The organism is Natronococcus sp. JC468 (genome assembly GCF_012163165.1).
Taxonomy (GTDB): Archaea; Halobacteriota; Halobacteria; order Halobacteriales; family Natrialbaceae; genus Natronococcus; species Natronococcus jeotgali.
In genome coordinates, this window is record NZ_JAAVUO010000001.1 from 140734 (window position 1) to 154304 (window position 13571).

Annotated in this window: 16 protein-coding genes; 7 read left to right on the plus strand and 9 right to left on the minus strand. The window is 68.1% G+C overall.

From position 1 onward, the window contains the following. Positions 1–40: 40 nt before the first annotated feature. Positions 41–1045, plus strand: a complete 1005-nt coding sequence (locus GWG54_RS00790; protein ID WP_167935961.1) for a formyltetrahydrofolate deformylase — start codon at positions 41–43, stop codon at positions 1043–1045. On the opposite strand, the gene GWG54_RS00795 is transcribed toward GWG54_RS00790, so the two are convergent. Both GWG54_RS00795 and GWG54_RS00800 read right to left on the minus strand, forming a co-directional pair. Beyond that, entirely contained in the window at positions 1042–1209 is a 168-nt protein-coding gene (locus tag GWG54_RS00795; RefSeq protein ID WP_167935962.1) for a hypothetical protein, read from the minus strand. The genes GWG54_RS00790 and GWG54_RS00795 overlap by 4 nt on opposite strands. Before the next feature lie 69 nt (positions 1210–1278). Then, positions 1279–1686 carry a DUF2267 domain-containing protein gene (locus tag GWG54_RS00800; protein ID WP_167935963.1) on the minus strand — a complete coding sequence of 136 codons (408 nt, stop codon included), beginning with the start codon at positions 1684–1686 and terminating at the stop codon, positions 1279–1281. Positions 1687–1884: 198 nt separating this feature from the next. Between GWG54_RS00800 and GWG54_RS00805 the strand changes: the two genes are divergently transcribed. Beyond that, positions 1885–3201, plus strand: coding sequence for an acetamidase/formamidase family protein (locus GWG54_RS00805; protein WP_167935964.1), 1317 nt, complete (start codon positions 1885–1887; stop codon positions 3199–3201). A 123-nt stretch (positions 3202–3324) separates the two neighbouring features. Here GWG54_RS00805 and GWG54_RS00810 read toward each other — a convergent pair whose 3' ends face one another. After that, on the minus strand, positions 3325–3528 hold the full coding sequence (locus tag GWG54_RS00810; protein ID WP_167935965.1) for a hypothetical protein: 204 nt from the start codon (positions 3526–3528) through the stop codon (positions 3325–3327). Between the two features lie 143 nt (positions 3529–3671). Between GWG54_RS00810 and GWG54_RS00815 the strand changes: the two genes are divergently transcribed. Beyond that, positions 3672–4745 (plus strand): ATP-binding protein, encoded by a 1074-nt coding sequence (locus tag GWG54_RS00815; protein WP_167935966.1) that lies wholly within the window; start codon positions 3672–3674, stop codon positions 4743–4745. Between the two features lie 423 nt (positions 4746–5168). Here GWG54_RS00815 and GWG54_RS00820 read toward each other — a convergent pair whose 3' ends face one another. After that, a complete protein-coding gene (locus tag GWG54_RS00820; RefSeq protein ID WP_167935967.1) occupies positions 5169–6386 on the minus strand; it encodes an orc1/cdc6 family replication initiation protein in 1218 nt (405 codons plus the stop codon). A gap of 507 nt (positions 6387–6893) precedes the next feature. Here GWG54_RS00820 and purS point away from each other — a divergent pair. Together purS and purQ are read left to right on the plus strand one after the other, a co-directional pair. Further along, the gene (purS, locus tag GWG54_RS00825) at positions 6894–7145 is read left to right on the plus strand and encodes a phosphoribosylformylglycinamidine synthase subunit PurS (protein WP_005554115.1); all 252 of its coding nucleotides are present in this window, start codon (positions 6894–6896) and stop codon (positions 7143–7145) included. Positions 7146–7204: 59 nt separating this feature from the next. After that, positions 7205–7885 (plus strand): phosphoribosylformylglycinamidine synthase I, encoded by a 681-nt coding sequence (purQ, locus tag GWG54_RS00830; RefSeq protein WP_167935968.1) that lies wholly within the window; start codon positions 7205–7207, stop codon positions 7883–7885. A gap of 4 nt (positions 7886–7889) precedes the next feature. Here purQ and GWG54_RS00835 read toward each other — a convergent pair whose 3' ends face one another. Together GWG54_RS00835 and GWG54_RS00840 are read right to left on the minus strand one after the other, a co-directional pair. Next, a complete protein-coding gene (locus GWG54_RS00835; protein ID WP_167935969.1) occupies positions 7890–8990 on the minus strand; it encodes an archaeosine biosynthesis radical SAM protein RaSEA in 1101 nt (366 codons plus the stop codon). A gap of 165 nt (positions 8991–9155) precedes the next feature. Further along, entirely contained in the window at positions 9156–9341 is a 186-nt protein-coding gene (locus tag GWG54_RS00840; protein ID WP_167935970.1) for an HVO_0649 family zinc finger protein, read from the minus strand. Between the two features lie 120 nt (positions 9342–9461). Between GWG54_RS00840 and GWG54_RS00845 the strand changes: the two genes are divergently transcribed. Together GWG54_RS00845 and GWG54_RS00850 are read left to right on the plus strand one after the other, a co-directional pair. Continuing rightward, a complete protein-coding gene (locus tag GWG54_RS00845; protein WP_167935971.1) occupies positions 9462–11321 on the plus strand; it encodes a bacterio-opsin activator domain-containing protein in 1860 nt (619 codons plus the stop codon). 84 nt (positions 11322–11405) lie between these two features. After that, complete coding sequence (locus GWG54_RS00850; protein WP_167935972.1) at positions 11406–11600, plus strand: DUF1328 family protein; 195 nt, start codon at positions 11406–11408, stop codon at positions 11598–11600. 211 nt (positions 11601–11811) lie between these two features. Here GWG54_RS00850 and GWG54_RS00855 read toward each other — a convergent pair whose 3' ends face one another. The 3 genes from GWG54_RS00855 to GWG54_RS00865 are packed head-to-tail and all read right to left on the minus strand — an operon-like array spanning position 11812 to position 13552. Continuing rightward, a complete protein-coding gene (locus GWG54_RS00855) occupies positions 11812–12861 on the minus strand; it encodes a sodium:calcium antiporter (protein ID WP_167935973.1) in 1050 nt (349 codons plus the stop codon). Positions 12862–12914: 53 nt separating this feature from the next. Beyond that, positions 12915–13286: a hypothetical protein gene (locus GWG54_RS00860; protein WP_167935974.1), complete on the minus strand. Its 372-nt coding sequence runs from the start codon at positions 13284–13286 to the stop codon at positions 12915–12917. Beyond that, the gene (locus tag GWG54_RS00865) at positions 13286–13552 is read right to left on the minus strand and encodes a hypothetical protein (RefSeq protein WP_008427342.1); all 267 of its coding nucleotides are present in this window, start codon (positions 13550–13552) and stop codon (positions 13286–13288) included. The genes GWG54_RS00860 and GWG54_RS00865 overlap by 1 nt, the downstream gene beginning before the upstream one ends. Positions 13553–13571 lie beyond the last annotated feature (19 nt).

A 13571-nucleotide genomic window follows, 5' to 3' on the forward strand; every position in this document is an offset into this window, starting at 1 on the left:
TACCGATGACTCGACGACCGCTCGAGCGGAGGTGGCCGCGATGACGACCGACCTGACCGAGATCACCGTGATCGGAGACGACGACACCGGACTGGTCGCCCGCGTGACCAGCCTCCTCTTCGAGCGCGGAGCCAACATCGAGGACGTAGACCAGGCGGTTCGGGACGGCGTCTTCCGGATGACCCTCGCCGTCGACACCGCGGAGATGGTCTGTACCGAGGCGACGCTCCGGGCGGATCTCCACGAACTCGGCGAGGACCTCGGGCTCGACGTGCAGGTCCGGTTCCCCGCCGACCGCGAGACCCAGCGGATCGCGGTGCTCGGAACCAGCGAGAGCCACTGCCTCGAGGCGCTGTTCGAGGCCTGGACGAACGACGAGCTCGGCGCCGACATCGGCGTGGTCATCGGCAACCACAACGACCTCGAGCCCCTCGCCGAGCGCTACGGGATTCCGTTCCACGACGTCGGCGACGAGAACGGCCAGCAAAACGAGGAGCGGCTGCTCGAGGTGCTGGCGGAGTACGACGTCGACCTGATCGTCCTCGCGCGGTACATGCGGATCCTCGGACCGAACGTGGTCTTTCGCTACGAGGACCGCATCATCAACGTCCACCCCTCGCTGCTGCCCGCCTTCCCCGGCGCCGAGGCCTACCGCCAGGCCCTCGAGGAGGGGGTTCGCGTCGCGGGCGTCACCGCCCACTACGTGACCACCGACCTCGACCAGGGGCCGATCATCACCCAGCGCGCGTTCGACGTCCCCGACGACGCCGACCTCGCAGACATCAAACGCCGCGGCCAGCCCCTCGAGGCCGACGCCTTACTCGAGGCGGTTCGGCTCCACCTGAACGGCGACGTCTCGGTCCACCGCGGCCGGACGAGCGTCCGCGAGGGCGAACACGACTACCAGCTGGGACTTCCCGACGAGGTGGACGAGCTCACGCCGGACCGACCGATCGACGGAATCGTCGACGCCGTCGACGATGCGACGGACGCAGAAAGCGAGGACGCCGACCGAGAGACCGAGCCCGAGCCGCCGGCGAACTAGTTCGGCGCCCCGCCCCAGGCCTCGCGACAGTCGACGCTGCAGAACTCGTAGTGGACCGCCTCGCCGTTCTCGACGACGCTTACGACCCGACGCTCGCCGTTTTCTGTCACCGGGTCCTCGCAGGCCTGACACGCCGGCGCGCCCTCGTCGTTCGAACCAGCCATCGATCCCCAAAATAGGATGCAGTTACTTGAACGATCCCGTTGCGGCGGTATCGGCCGGCCCAATCACCGTTAGACGTCGCTCGGGTCGACCGCCACGCCCTCGAACAGCGGGTGGAGGTCGCCGTCGAGCTGGGCCTTCAGGTCCTGGAGCTCGCCCTGCGTGAGCGTGGCCGCGATGGCGTCGGTAACTCCGTCGGCGAACTGCTCGGCGTCGGCGTCCTCGACGTCCGTTCCCTGGAGGTGTTCGCTGACGCGTTCGACGAACTCCTCGCGGTCGTACCCGGTGCCGTCGTGATCGGCGTCCTCGACGATCGAGGCCAGCTCCGAGGGGAGCTGGGCGGCGACGTCCTCGGCCTCGCCGCCCGTCACGGCCTCGCCCAGCGTCTTGAGGACGGCCTCGGTGGCGACCTGCGCGCGATCGATCGTCTCGAGGTGACTCGCCTCCTGTACGAGCCTGTAGAACTCGTTTTCCTGCATGGACGAGGGTTACACGGTGAGCGGTATCGGGGTTCGGCCCTCAGATGCAAGCACTCGACGGACGCCCCCGCCGTCGACGAACGGCGACTCGAGGGCGGCGTCGGCGGACCCCATCGTCACGCCGAGGGCCGTCGATTCGGGGGTACTGACGCGCGTGCCACTGCGGCGTTTATGTGCTCCGATGAGATACGTACACTCATGGCACAGCGAGAGGTCCAACAGGAGCTGTCGGTCGACCAGTACACGCTCGGGCTCGTCGGCCCCGACCAGGAGTGGGCGGGCACCGTCGCCGACGGCGGACGGATCGAGACGTACACGCCGCCGGGCTGTTGGGGGCCGATGATCACGCCGGAGTTCCGGGGCGGCCACGAGGTGACCAGACCGATCCGCGTCGAGAACGCCGAGGTCGGCGACGCCGTCGCGCTGACGATCCGCGACGTCGAGGTGACGAGCGTTGCGACGAGTACGGGCTCGATGCGCGAGCGAACCGAGGCGTTCGGCGACGATCCGTTCGTCGACCACCGCTGTCCGGAGTGCGGGACGGAGTGGCCCGAATCGATCGTCGAGGGCACCGGCGAGGGCGCGATCCGCTGTGCGGAGTGTGGCGCCAACGCCTCCTCCTTCGGCTTCGAGTACGGCTACACCGTCGTCTTCGACGAGGATCGCACGGTGGGGATCACGGTCGACGAGGACGCGGCACACGACCTCGCCGAGGACGCCGCGGAGCTGATGGACATCCCCGAGAACTCCCGGCAGCACCCGATCCTGCTGTACGCGCCCGGGGAGATGCCGGGCACGCTCGGTCGGCTCAGACCATTCGTCGGCAACGTCGGGACGACGCCGTCCGTGGAGCTACCCGATTCCCACAACGCGGGCGACTTCGGCCAGTTCCTGCTCGAGACCGACCACGACTGGGGGCTCGAGAGCGAGGCCGACCTCGAGGCCCGCACCGACGGCCACATGGACATCCCCGAGGTTCGGGCAGGCGCGACGCTGATCTGCCCCGTCAAGGTCGACGGCGCAGGCGTCTACGTCGGCGACCTCCACGCCAACCAGGGCGACGGCGAACTCTCCTTGCACACGACCGACGTCAGCGGCACGGTCGAGATGGACGTCGAGGTGATCAAGGGTCTCGAGATCGACGGCCCGATCCTCCTGCCCAACGAGGAGGACCTGCCGTTCATCAGCAAACCGTACAGCGACGACGAGATCGAGGCGGGACGCGGCCTGGCCGACGACCACGGCGTCGACCTGCTCGAGAAGATGGGCCCGATTCAGGTCGTCGGGACGGGCGCGACGATCAACGACGCGACGGAGAACGCCTTCGACCGCGCCGGCAAGCTGCTCGAGATGAGCGAGGGCGAGGTCCGCTCGCGGTGTACGTTCACCGGCGGCGTCCAGATCGGTCGGCTGCCCGGCGTCGTCCAGCTCGATATGCTCGCGCCGATGGACGTCCTCGAGGACCGCGGCATCGCTCACCTGGTCCGGGACCGGTACGACGGGCTCGAACGGTAGGGCGCCGAAGGCTCCGTGGTCGGACGGACGACGAGTCCGAACGCGGTTCCCGACGTCGCGGGCTCGAGCTCCGACGTTGCGAACTCGGGCCTCGGTGCCGCGAACTCGAGTCCTCCGCGGCGGTCAATCGGCTTCGTTGGTCTCGACGGTCGCGCGGTCGCTCCTCGAGGGGGTGCCGAGCTGTGCGGTCCAGTTCTCGGAGATCAGCGGTGCGACGGCGAGCAACACCATCGCGGTCATGAATATCCCCAGCATCGCGATCACCACGGTCGTGATCCCGAAGGGGACGACGCCCGCGATGAGTCCTCCGGTTGTGGCGAGGGTCATTACTCTCGGCCGTCCGTTTCGTATCGGGTCTCATGAGCGTTGTCCTTCGCGACCGGTCTCGCCGGCGCGGACCGTGCCCGGTCGTCTCGGCGGGAGAGCGGAACGATCGAACGGCATTTACACCCGCAGCCGGATTCGTTCGTATGGAGATATCCGAGGGGCTCGGGTCGCACGTCCTCGACAATCTCACGCCGAACATTGCGGTTCTGGACGGCGAGGGGACGATCCTGGGCACCAACGAGGCGTGGAAGTCCTTCGCCGAGGAGAACGAGCTCCAGCCGCCGGTCGATAGCGTCGGGGACAACTACCTCGAGGGCTGTGCGGACAACGACAGTCGGTATGCCGATCGAACGGTCGAGGGAATCCGGGCGGTGCTCGAGGGCGAGCGCGAACGGTTCACGCTCGAGTACCCCTGTCACTCGCCGGACTCCGAGCGGTGGTTTCAGCTGCGCGTCAAGCGGACGACCTACGAGGGCAAGCCGTACGCGATCGTCTCCCACTGGAACATCACCGAGCGCAAGCTGAACGAACGGCGCGTCGAGGAGTCCAACGAGCGCCTCCAGCAGTTCGCCTACGCGGTCAGCCACGACCTTCAGGAACCGCTGCGGATGATTACGAGCTACCTCGGCCTGATCGAGCGCCGCTACGAGGACGAACTCGACGACGACGGCCGAGAGTTCATCGAGTTCGCCGTCGACGGCGCCGAGCGGATGCGGGACATGATCGAGGGATTGCTCGAGTACTCCCGGGTCGAGACCCGGGGCGATCCGTTCGCGCCCGTCGACCTCGAGACGGTTCTCGAGGAGGTCAGCGCGGATCTTCAGGTGGCGATCGACGACGAGGGCGGCGAGCTCACGGTCGAGTCGCTGCCGACGATCGAGGGCGATCGAAGCCAGCTCCGGCGCCTGTTCCAGAACCTGCTCGAGAACGCGATCAAGTACTCGGGCGAGGAGCCTCCGCGGATCCGCGTCGAGGCCGAGGAGAGCGACGGCGAGTGGATCGTCGCGGTCAGCGACAACGGGATCGGGATCGATCCGGAGGATCAAGACCGGATCTTCGACGTCTTCGATCGGCTCCACAGCCGCGAGGAGTACGAGGGGACCGGGATCGGGCTCGCGCTCTGTCGGCGCATCGCCGAGCGCCACGGCGGCACCGTCGAGGTCGAGTCCGAGCCCGGCGAGGGATCGACGTTTTTCGTGACGCTACCCGACGCCTGAGTATCGTCGACGATCGATACGTCAGGGTCCCGTCCGGCGCCCCCCACTTCGTCCGGTGTCCTCGAGAACGAGGCACACACCCCACCACGTCCAGTGTCCTGGGAAATCGTACCGCGTCCGGTGTCGGGGGAAATCGCGTTCAGTGCTTCGGGTCCGGCCTCGAGCGGTTCGAATCCGGTCCGCCCCCGCGGTGTCCAGTGTCTCCCGACCCGTTCGCGAGCGATCTCGAACGCTCCCTCCCTCCCCATTGCGTCCAGTGTCCGAGCTCGAGCGAGCGGACGAGCGCGCGTTCGGGACCGATCGACGGTTCGGGCCGATTCGGCCCGAGATCGGCACGCGGATCGATCATGCGCCGCGCTCGAGACGGTTTTTCATACACTGCGCTCGAGACGGTTTTCCATGTGCCGCAATCGAGACGGTTTTTCATGCGCCGCGCTCGAGACGATTTTCGATCGCTTCGGTCATTCCCACTACGTCCACCGTCTCGTCGAGCGCCTCGAGCAGCAGGTCGGGGTTCGTATCGAGGGAGTACTCGTAGTACCGTCCGCCCACCTCGCCCTTGTTCCGTTCAACCCGGCTCGCGATCCCCAGCATCGCGAGCTCGTTGAGGTGATCCCGCATCCGTCGCGGAACCAGCGAGTCGGCCGCGGCCCGGTCGCAAACGATCTCGTAGCGGTCCTGGATGGCGCGGGCTCGCGTCGGCGTCTCGCCCTCCTCGTGGAGCATCACCAGCGCGTAGAGGACGAGGTGGCCCTGCTGGGTAAGCCCCGCAACGCCGTCGACGATACGACTCCGCTCGAGCGACGCCCGCGCCTCGTCGACGTGGGCCTCGGTGATCCGCTCGACCCCTCGCTCGACGGCGACGTCGCCCGCCTCCATCAGCAGGTCGAGACTCTGGCGGGCGTCGCCGGCGTCTTTCGCGCCGAAGGCCGCACACTTCGCGATCACCTCGGTCGGCACGACGTCGTCGTAGAACGCGACCTCAGCCCGCCGGCGAAGGATGGCCCGGAGCTCGTTGGCGTCGTAGGCGGGGAACTGGATCTCCTTCTCGCAGAGGCTCGACTGCACCTTCGAACTCAGGCTCTCGCGGAACTTGAAGTCGTTCGAGATGCCGACGATCCCGACCTTCGACTCCTCGAGGTTGCCGTTCGCGCGGGCTCGCGGGATCTGGTAGAGAAGCGAGTCGTCCTCGATGTGATCGACCTCGTCGAGGACGATGACGACAGTACCGCCGATCGCGTCGAGTTCCTCCCAGAGCCACTCGTTGACCTGACGCCGCGGGTACCCCGTCGGCTTCAGTTGGTCGTCGGGCGGTCGAAGCTCGTTGATCAGCTGGATCGCGACCTGGTAGCTGGTGTTCAGGTCCTCGCAGTTGGTCCGAACTGTCGTCAGATCGACGCCGTACTCCGTCGCGTCCGCCTTGAGTTCCGAGAGGAGATAGCGCGTACAGGCGGTCTTGCCGACGCCAGCTTTTCCGTACAGAAAGACGTTCGCGGGCTGGTCGCCGTTGATAACCGGCTGCAGCGCGGAGATGTACTGCTGGAGTTCCTGATCGCGACCGATGATCTCCTCCGGCTGGTAGTCCTCGCGAAGCGCGTCCCGGTGCCGGAAGATCTCGGTGTCTGGCTGAAACAATCCCATTCCGATACTTCGTGCACGCCCGTCGACCGTCATAAAGCCACCGTGTCGAGTGCGTCCAGTGCGTCCAGTGTGTCTTTTGTCAGCCCGCCGTCCCGCATCCCCCTCCCCCCACTGTGTCCAGTGTCTCGAAACGAGGCGAGGGTAGGGGAGGGGGTGGAGGTCGGACGGTTCTCTAGAAACAGGGGGTTTTAATTATCTGGTGAATGTATCGTCCGAACGGCCTTCAAATCGACCAGCGACGGCGTCGTCGAACGCTACGAGACGCCGAACGGTAATCGACCCTCCGTCCCTTCCCCCGAAGACACTGGACACAGTGGGGGGAGGGGGTGGAGAACCGATACTCTCAGTTCCGGACTCAAGCTCTCGGCCCGCCAGCGGTCTCGACCCCATCCGTCGGCGCCGCGTCCGCCATCCGCAGGTCCCGCGTCCGACCCTCGAGTATCCACGAACGTGGATTCCGAACGAAAGCCGAAAGCGTTTTTGATCACGGATGCGGGGTATCGAGTAATGACGGCCTACACCGCGACGGTGACGGTTCGACTCAAACGCGGCGTCCTCGACCCCGAGGCCGAGACCACGAAACAGGCCCTCGAGCGGCTCGGTTTCGAACTCGAGGCGCTGCGCTCGGCCGACCGCTTCGAGATCGACCTCGAGGCGGACTCCGCAGACGGCGCCCGGGAGCGGGCCGACGAGATGGCCGAGCGACTGCTCGCGAACCCGACCATCCACGACTACGACGTGGAGGTCGACGAGCGGTAGATGACCGTCTCTATTACGACGATCGAGACCGTCGGTCGCAACACCGTGGGGTGGCGACTGTGACGGTCTCGATCGTCAGATTCGGCGGCTCGAACTGCGACCGCGACGCCGAACGCGCGCTGGCCCACCTCGGGATCGACGCCGAGATCGTCTGGCACGAGGACGGCCTTCCCGCCGACGCGACCGGGGTCGTCCTCCCGGGTGGGTTCTCGTACGGCGACTACCTGCGAGCGGGCGCGATGGCCGCGCGCTCGCCGATCGTGGCCGAGGTCCGGGAGGCGGCCGCCGCCGGCACCCCGGTGTTGGGAATCTGTAACGGCGCCCAGATCGGCTGCGAGTCCGGACTCACCGAGGGGGCGTTCACCACGAACGAGAGCGCCCGGTTCCAGTGCGAGCGCGTCCACCTGCGCGTCGAGCGCGCGGACACGCCCTGGACGGCCGCCTACGAGGAAGGCGAGGTCATCGAGGTGCCCATCGCTCACGGCGAGGGACGCTACGAGATCGACGACGACCGCCTCGAGACCCTCGAGAACGACGGGCGCGTGCTGTTCCGGTACTGCGACGCCGACGGCGAGCCACGCGCCGCGGCGAACCCGAACGGCTCGAAGCACAACGTCGCGGGCGTCCTCGGCGAGCGCGAGACCGTCGCGGTGTTGATGCCCCACCCCGAGCGCGCGACGCTGCCCGACGTCGGCCCGACGGACGGACAGGGCGTGTTGCGCGGGTTCGAGACGGCCTAGCGAGTCAGCGCGTCAGCGGCTGGTTGAAGCTGCGTTCGCGCTCCATCACGACTTCCCAGGTTCGCTCACACTCGCAGGAGACCTGCTCGAACACCGAGGGATCCTGGCGCAGGTCGAAGTCCTTGATCGCCTTCTGAACGAGGTCGTCGCACTCCCCGCAGTTGTGCGGACCGCGATCGGAACCGTGGCCGACGGGATCGGAGACGACGATGGCGTCGACGTCGACCATCTCGCGGAGGACGTGTGCGACCGACCAGAGCCACGGCGGCCGGTAGCCGTCCTCGAAGTAGAGGTCGTCGACCATGGTGTAGCGCTGGACGTTACAGGGGTTCATCGAGACGGTGTGACAGCCCTCGACGTCGGCGCAGCGCTCGATCGAGGAGATCATGTCTGCGACCGCTTCGGACTCGGTGAGGAAGGGCGGCTTCATCAGCAGGTAGGCCTTGATCCCCGCGTCGGCGTCACCGCCGGCCTCCGCGTCCGCGGCCGCGGCCTCCGCGCAGGCGTCCTCGAAGTCCGCGAAGTCGAAGTACTTGTTCACGCAGTCGTGGCGCACCCGATCGGTCGCCGTCTCGAGCCCGATCGCGACGTCCGTATCCACGCCGTGGCGGGTGAAGTCGGCGATCTTCTCGCGGTCGACGAAGTCGGGTAACGACTCGACGACCATCCGCTCGCGGTCGGCGAACGTGTCGGCGATCGCCCGCCGCGAGCGGGCGCCGACCTCGCGCTCGTCGAGGAACGACCCGGAGGTGTAGATCTTGATCAGGTCGGCGGGCTCGTCCCCGTTTTCGGCCTCGTGGTCGAGACAGACGTCGATCTGATCCAGCAGCGCCTCGTGGCTCACGCTTCCCCCGTCGACGCTCTCGGCGACGTAGCCACACATCGTACAGCCGCCGGCGCGGGCCCACCGACAGCCGCCGGTGTTCAAGATGATCGTCAGACTCCGCTTGACGCCGTCGGGGGTGTTGTCCTCGTCGAGCCAGACGCGGGTGGGCTCGTGGGGGTCGTAGCTGGCCTCCTTGCGCGAGCGGATCTCGCGCATGACCTGGTTGTGGGCGTCCATGCCCTTGCCCTGCTCGTAGACGTCGGGCGTGGGGTGACTCATTGGGAAAGGAAAGCGCTCCGGCACCTAAAGCGCCTTCGTCTGGGAGCGGGTCGACGATGTTCGTCTGGGAGCGGGCCGACGATGCCCCGTTCGGAAGGCTCGACCCCGTCGAGTTGGCGGCGCCGCTCTTTTTCGGGACTCGAGTCGACGAACGTTACTCGAGGGCTAGAGTCGCATCTCCCTGGTTTCGACGGCCTCGCACGACGAGCAGACGAACCGGTACTGCACCCGATCCCCGCTCGTCGAGACGTTCCAGCCGCCGTCGTCGCGGTAGCCGCAGTGTCGACACTTCAGCTCCGAGTCGTCGAACTTCTCCCGCAGCCGTTCGAAGGGTGACTGATACACTGACATATGACAACATCTATCACGGAACGGTATAACGTTCATTACGGGTTCGGTTATACGTTCTCGCTTACACGTTCGGCCGCTCCGACGACATGGTTCTTAGGGGTCGCCTTCGTACGACTCAATATGGACAGCGTCAGCGAGACTCACGAGCCCGAGGGCGGGACGTCCGCTGCGGCCGCCCTCGAGTGGTTCGTCGACCCCGTCCTCGCGGTCGCGGACGGAGCGATCACGTTCGCGAACGAGGCCGCGCGACACGAGTTCGACCTCTCGGAGGGAACCCTTCCGCGGGAGCCGGAACCGGTTCTCGGGTCCCACTGGGCCCCCATCGAGGCGGCGCTGACGGAGACGACGGTCGGAACGGCGAGACACGTCCCCCTCGAGACCGCGGGGTACGACGTGCGGGTCCACCGCGGGGAGGAGGGGGCGACGCTCGCGTTCGAGCGACTCGGCGAGCAGGAGCCGCCGGCCAGCGATCGAACGGTCAAGGACCGGGCGATCAACGAGGCGCCGGTCGGGATCACGATCTCCGATCCGAACCGGGAGGACAACCCGCTGGTCTACATCAACGAGGCCTACGAGGAGATCACGGGCTACGACTACGAGGACGTCGTCGGTCGAAACTGTCGGATCCTGCAGGGCGAGGCGTCCGATCCCGAAGCCGTCGCCGAGATGCGCACGGGGATCGACGAGGAACGACCCGTCACGGTCGAGCTCACGAACTACCGCAAGGACGGGACCGCCTTCTGGAACGAGGTGACGATCGCTCCGGTTCGCAACGACGCGGGCGAGGTCACCCACTACGTCGGCTTCCAGAACGACGTCACCGCCCGCAAGGAGGCCGAACTCGAGCTCGAGCGCCGGACCGAGGAGCTAGAGTACATCCTCGAGCGCGTCGAGGGGTTGATCCAGGACGTCACCGACGTCGTCGCGGGGTCGACCTCCCGCCCGGAGCTCGAGGCCGCGGTCTGCGAGCGGATCGCCGCAGAGGAGGCCTACGAGGGGGCCTGGATCGGCGAGCGAGATCCGGCGACGGAGGCGATCGAGATCCGGGAACGGGCCGGCGTCTCCGTCGAGGCGTCCTCGGTCGGGGACGACCACACCGCCCCGGCGGCCCTCGAGACGGGTGCCGTCGCCGTCGATAGCGACCGGGAGACCACCCACGCCTCGTTCCCGCTGCGATACAACGGGATCGATTACGGCGTGTTGACGGTCTGTACCGACCGCGACCGGGCGATCGACGACCGCGAGTCGGTGATCCTCTCGGCGCTCGCTCGCGCGGTCGCCAGCGGCGTCAACGCCCGCGAGACCAGCCGTACGCTCGCGACCGACGCCGTCGTCGCCGTCGAGATCGAACTCGCGGACCCGTCCTTCGCCCCGGTCGCGCTGACGGCGGCGACGGACGCCCGCCTCGAGTACCGCCGCTCGGTCCACCGAACCGGCGACGGCACGGCGTCGCTGTTCACGGCAGCGGGGGCGACCGGCGAGGAGCTCCGGGCGGCCGCGGCCGAACTCCCCGGCGTCGCCCTCGAGGTGGTAGTCGAACACGAGGGGAGTTGCCTGATCGAACTCTCCGACGACACCGACCCGGTCGGCTGGCTCTCGGAGCGCGGGGTCCGGACTAGATCGATCGAGAGCGAGGACGGCGGCGCCCGGCTCGCCCTCGAGATCCCCCGGTCGGCGAACGTCCGCTCGGTCGTCGAGGCGATCGAGGACCGGTACGACGGCACCGACGTCGTCTCCTTCCGCCAGCGCGAGAGCGAGGGACGGTCCCGACAGGAGTTCGCCTCCCGGCTCGAGGAGTCGCTCACCGACCGCCAGTTCACCGCGTTACAGCGCGCGTACCTCGCGGGCTACTTCGAGTGGCCCCGCCCGACGACCGGCGAGGAGCTCGCCCAGACGATGGGCGTCTCGCGGCCGACCTTCCACGAACACCTTCGCGGGGCGGAGGCCAAGCTCTGTGGGGCGTTCTTCGGCGAGGAGTGAGAACCGTCCGCTCGAGGCGCGACCGACCCGAATCGGCACGCGCCGGCACCGACGTTTATGCGCACCGCCGTGGGAAGGGCTGACATGCACGAACTCGCAACCGCGGTCCCGCTCCAGCTCGGCGGCGTCGACTGGCTCTACTGGGCGGTCGTCTTCTTCGTCCTCGCGCTCGTCGCCGCCGCGGTCGGCGCCGGTGACGTCGCGGGCGTCTCGATGGAGATCGCGCGCATCTTCGTGTTGATCTTCATCGTCCTCGCGGTGATCGCGCTCCTGCTGTAACCGACGTTCGCAAGCGGCGGGGAGACCGCCGCGTGCAACACCGACGCTCGGTCGAGCTTCGCCAGCGGGGAGGGCGAGACCCAGACCGTCGAGTTCGTCGCCACCGAGAGGATATGACGCTCCCTCGGCCAGTCTCACCTCGAGGCCGTCGGCGCGCTCGAGGACTCCGTCCACGGCGCCTGACGGACTGAGGCGCCGTCCCCGCTCGCCGCTAAACGTAGTTGAGGATCCAGTAGAGGACGTAGAGCCCGAGCAGCGCCGCGCCGCCGGCGCGGGTCACGCGACCCCGCGCCAGCATCGCCGTCACGACGAGCAGCCCCGCGGCGAGCGCTGGCCAGTGAACCGTCAGCACCGCCCCGCCGGCGTCGATCGGCCGGACGAGCGCGATCAGCCCGACGTTCGCGGTCAGGTAGAAGACCGTGCTCCCGACGACGTTGCCCACGGCGAGGTGGGATTGCCCCCGCCGCACCGGCTCGAGGGTGAGCGCCAGTTCCTCGATCGAGGCGACGAAGCTCAGCACAGTCGCCCCGAACGCGAGCCCCGAGATTCCGGCCGCGACGAAGAGCCGTTCCGCGCTGACGACCGTCAGCAGCGAGCCGGCGGTCAGTCCGACGGTCGCCAGGGCTGCGACCCCGAGCGCGAACGGCCCGCTCCGGTCCTCGAGGTCGGGGAGCTCGAGCCCGCCGTCCTCGGCTTCCCGCGCTCGCTCGCCCGCTCCGCCGTTGGCCTCGAGATCGGCCGCGTGCGGGTCCTCCCGGTCGACAACCTCCGCGACCTCCCCCGAGAGCAGGTACGCCGTCTCCGACACACGCTCGCGCCAGAAGATCGCCGCCAAAAGCGGGACGAAGGCCGCGAGGAGCACTGCTCCTTGAGTGCGACCGATCGTTCCGTCCAGCGACATCACGAACGCCGGGATCGGAACGGCCAGCAGCAATCCCAGGTACGCCCGCGGGACCCGCGGCTCGAACGGGACGAGCAGGCCCGCGAGTCCGACGGCGACAGTCAGGACGAACAGCGCCTCGCCGAAGACCGTCCCCAGGGCGAGATCGGGCAGCGCGACCCCGGCCGCGGTCAGCCCGAGCACGGCGTTCTCGAGGTCGATCCCGGCGAGGACGACCGCGAGGAAGAACCCGGAAATCCCGAACGCGACCGCGCTCCGGGCGACCGCCTCGATGAAGACCTCGACGCACCAGATCACCAGCACGACGCCGACGAGAAACAGGGCGGCGGCGAGCCCGACGCCGACTCCGGTCGCGGTCATGACCGACCGGTACGGCGTCGACCCACTTAACTCGCCGACTGGTTCTCCCGGAGCTACCCGCTCTCGGCCCCGGTCCCGATCACCACCGGGTCGCGGATCTCGAGGGCGGTCTCGAACTCGTCCTCGCGGTCGGTGCGTCGGCCGATGCGCAACAGCTGTTCCTCGTGGGCCCGACGGACCGCCGACAGCTCGCGGTCGCCCAGTCCGAGTTCGGCGCCCAGCTCCGCCCAGTGGCCCGTCTCGACGGCGAAGGCCTCGAGGTCGCCGTCGTCGTACAGCCGCTCGTACTCGCGGCGGTAGCGCTCGCGCTCGGCCGCCAGGTGCTCCTGGGCGACGTCGACCAGATCGGGAAGCCGGGTCGGCGTGACGCTCGACTTCGCGGCGGCGAGCAACAGGATCTGCCCCTCGATCGGCTCCCCCGCCATCAGCCGCCCGCGCGCATCGCCTTCTGGGCGAAGTCGTCGATCAGTCCGTCGAGCGCGTCGGGGTCGCCCTCGAAGACGACCGTCACCTCCGTCAGCGTCAGCGACGGGCCGATACCGACGGTCTCGGAGGAGAGCGTCGCCGTCCAGCCCTCGCCCGAGACGGTCTCCTCGTCGACCCGCTCCCCGCCGAGGTTCGTCAGGTACCGCCTCGCGAGCCGTTCGGAGATGCCCCGAAAGGAGCGCTCGACCCGCGTTCGTTCTGCCATGCCCCTCCGTTGGACCGCC

Bases quoted from the DNA above. Each gene is read 5' to 3' on its own strand.
- GWG54_RS00790 (WP_167935961.1), top strand. From the start codon at position 41: ATGACGACCGACCTGACCGAGATCACCGTGATCGGAGACGACGACACC.
- GWG54_RS00795 (WP_167935962.1), bottom strand. From the start codon at position 1,209: ATGGCTGGTTCGAACGACGAGGGCGCGCCGGCGTGTCAGGCCTGCGAG.
- GWG54_RS00800 (WP_167935963.1), bottom strand. From the start codon at position 1,686: ATGCAGGAAAACGAGTTCTACAGGCTCGTACAGGAGGCGAGTCACCTC.
- GWG54_RS00805 (WP_167935964.1), top strand. From the start codon at position 1,885: ATGGCACAGCGAGAGGTCCAACAGGAGCTGTCGGTCGACCAGTACACG.
- GWG54_RS00810 (WP_167935965.1), bottom strand. From the start codon at position 3,528: ATGACCCTCGCCACAACCGGAGGACTCATCGCGGGCGTCGTCCCCTTC.
- GWG54_RS00815 (WP_167935966.1), top strand. From the start codon at position 3,672: ATGGAGATATCCGAGGGGCTCGGGTCGCACGTCCTCGACAATCTCACG.
- GWG54_RS00820 (WP_167935967.1), bottom strand. From the start codon at position 6,386: ATGGGATTGTTTCAGCCAGACACCGAGATCTTCCGGCACCGGGACGCG.
- purS (WP_005554115.1), top strand. From the start codon at position 6,894: ATGACGGCCTACACCGCGACGGTGACGGTTCGACTCAAACGCGGCGTC.
- GWG54_RS00835 (WP_167935969.1), bottom strand. From the start codon at position 8,990: ATGAGTCACCCCACGCCCGACGTCTACGAGCAGGGCAAGGGCATGGAC.
- GWG54_RS00840 (WP_167935970.1), bottom strand. From the start codon at position 9,341: ATGTCAGTGTATCAGTCACCCTTCGAACGGCTGCGGGAGAAGTTCGAC.
- GWG54_RS00845 (WP_167935971.1), top strand. From the start codon at position 9,462: ATGGACAGCGTCAGCGAGACTCACGAGCCCGAGGGCGGGACGTCCGCT.
- GWG54_RS00850 (WP_167935972.1), top strand. From the start codon at position 11,406: ATGCACGAACTCGCAACCGCGGTCCCGCTCCAGCTCGGCGGCGTCGAC.
- GWG54_RS00855 (WP_167935973.1), bottom strand. From the start codon at position 12,861: ATGACCGCGACCGGAGTCGGCGTCGGGCTCGCCGCCGCCCTGTTTCTC.
- GWG54_RS00860 (WP_167935974.1), bottom strand. From the start codon at position 13,286: ATGGCGGGGGAGCCGATCGAGGGGCAGATCCTGTTGCTCGCCGCCGCG.
- GWG54_RS00865 (WP_008427342.1), bottom strand. From the start codon at position 13,552: ATGGCAGAACGAACGCGGGTCGAGCGCTCCTTTCGGGGCATCTCCGAA.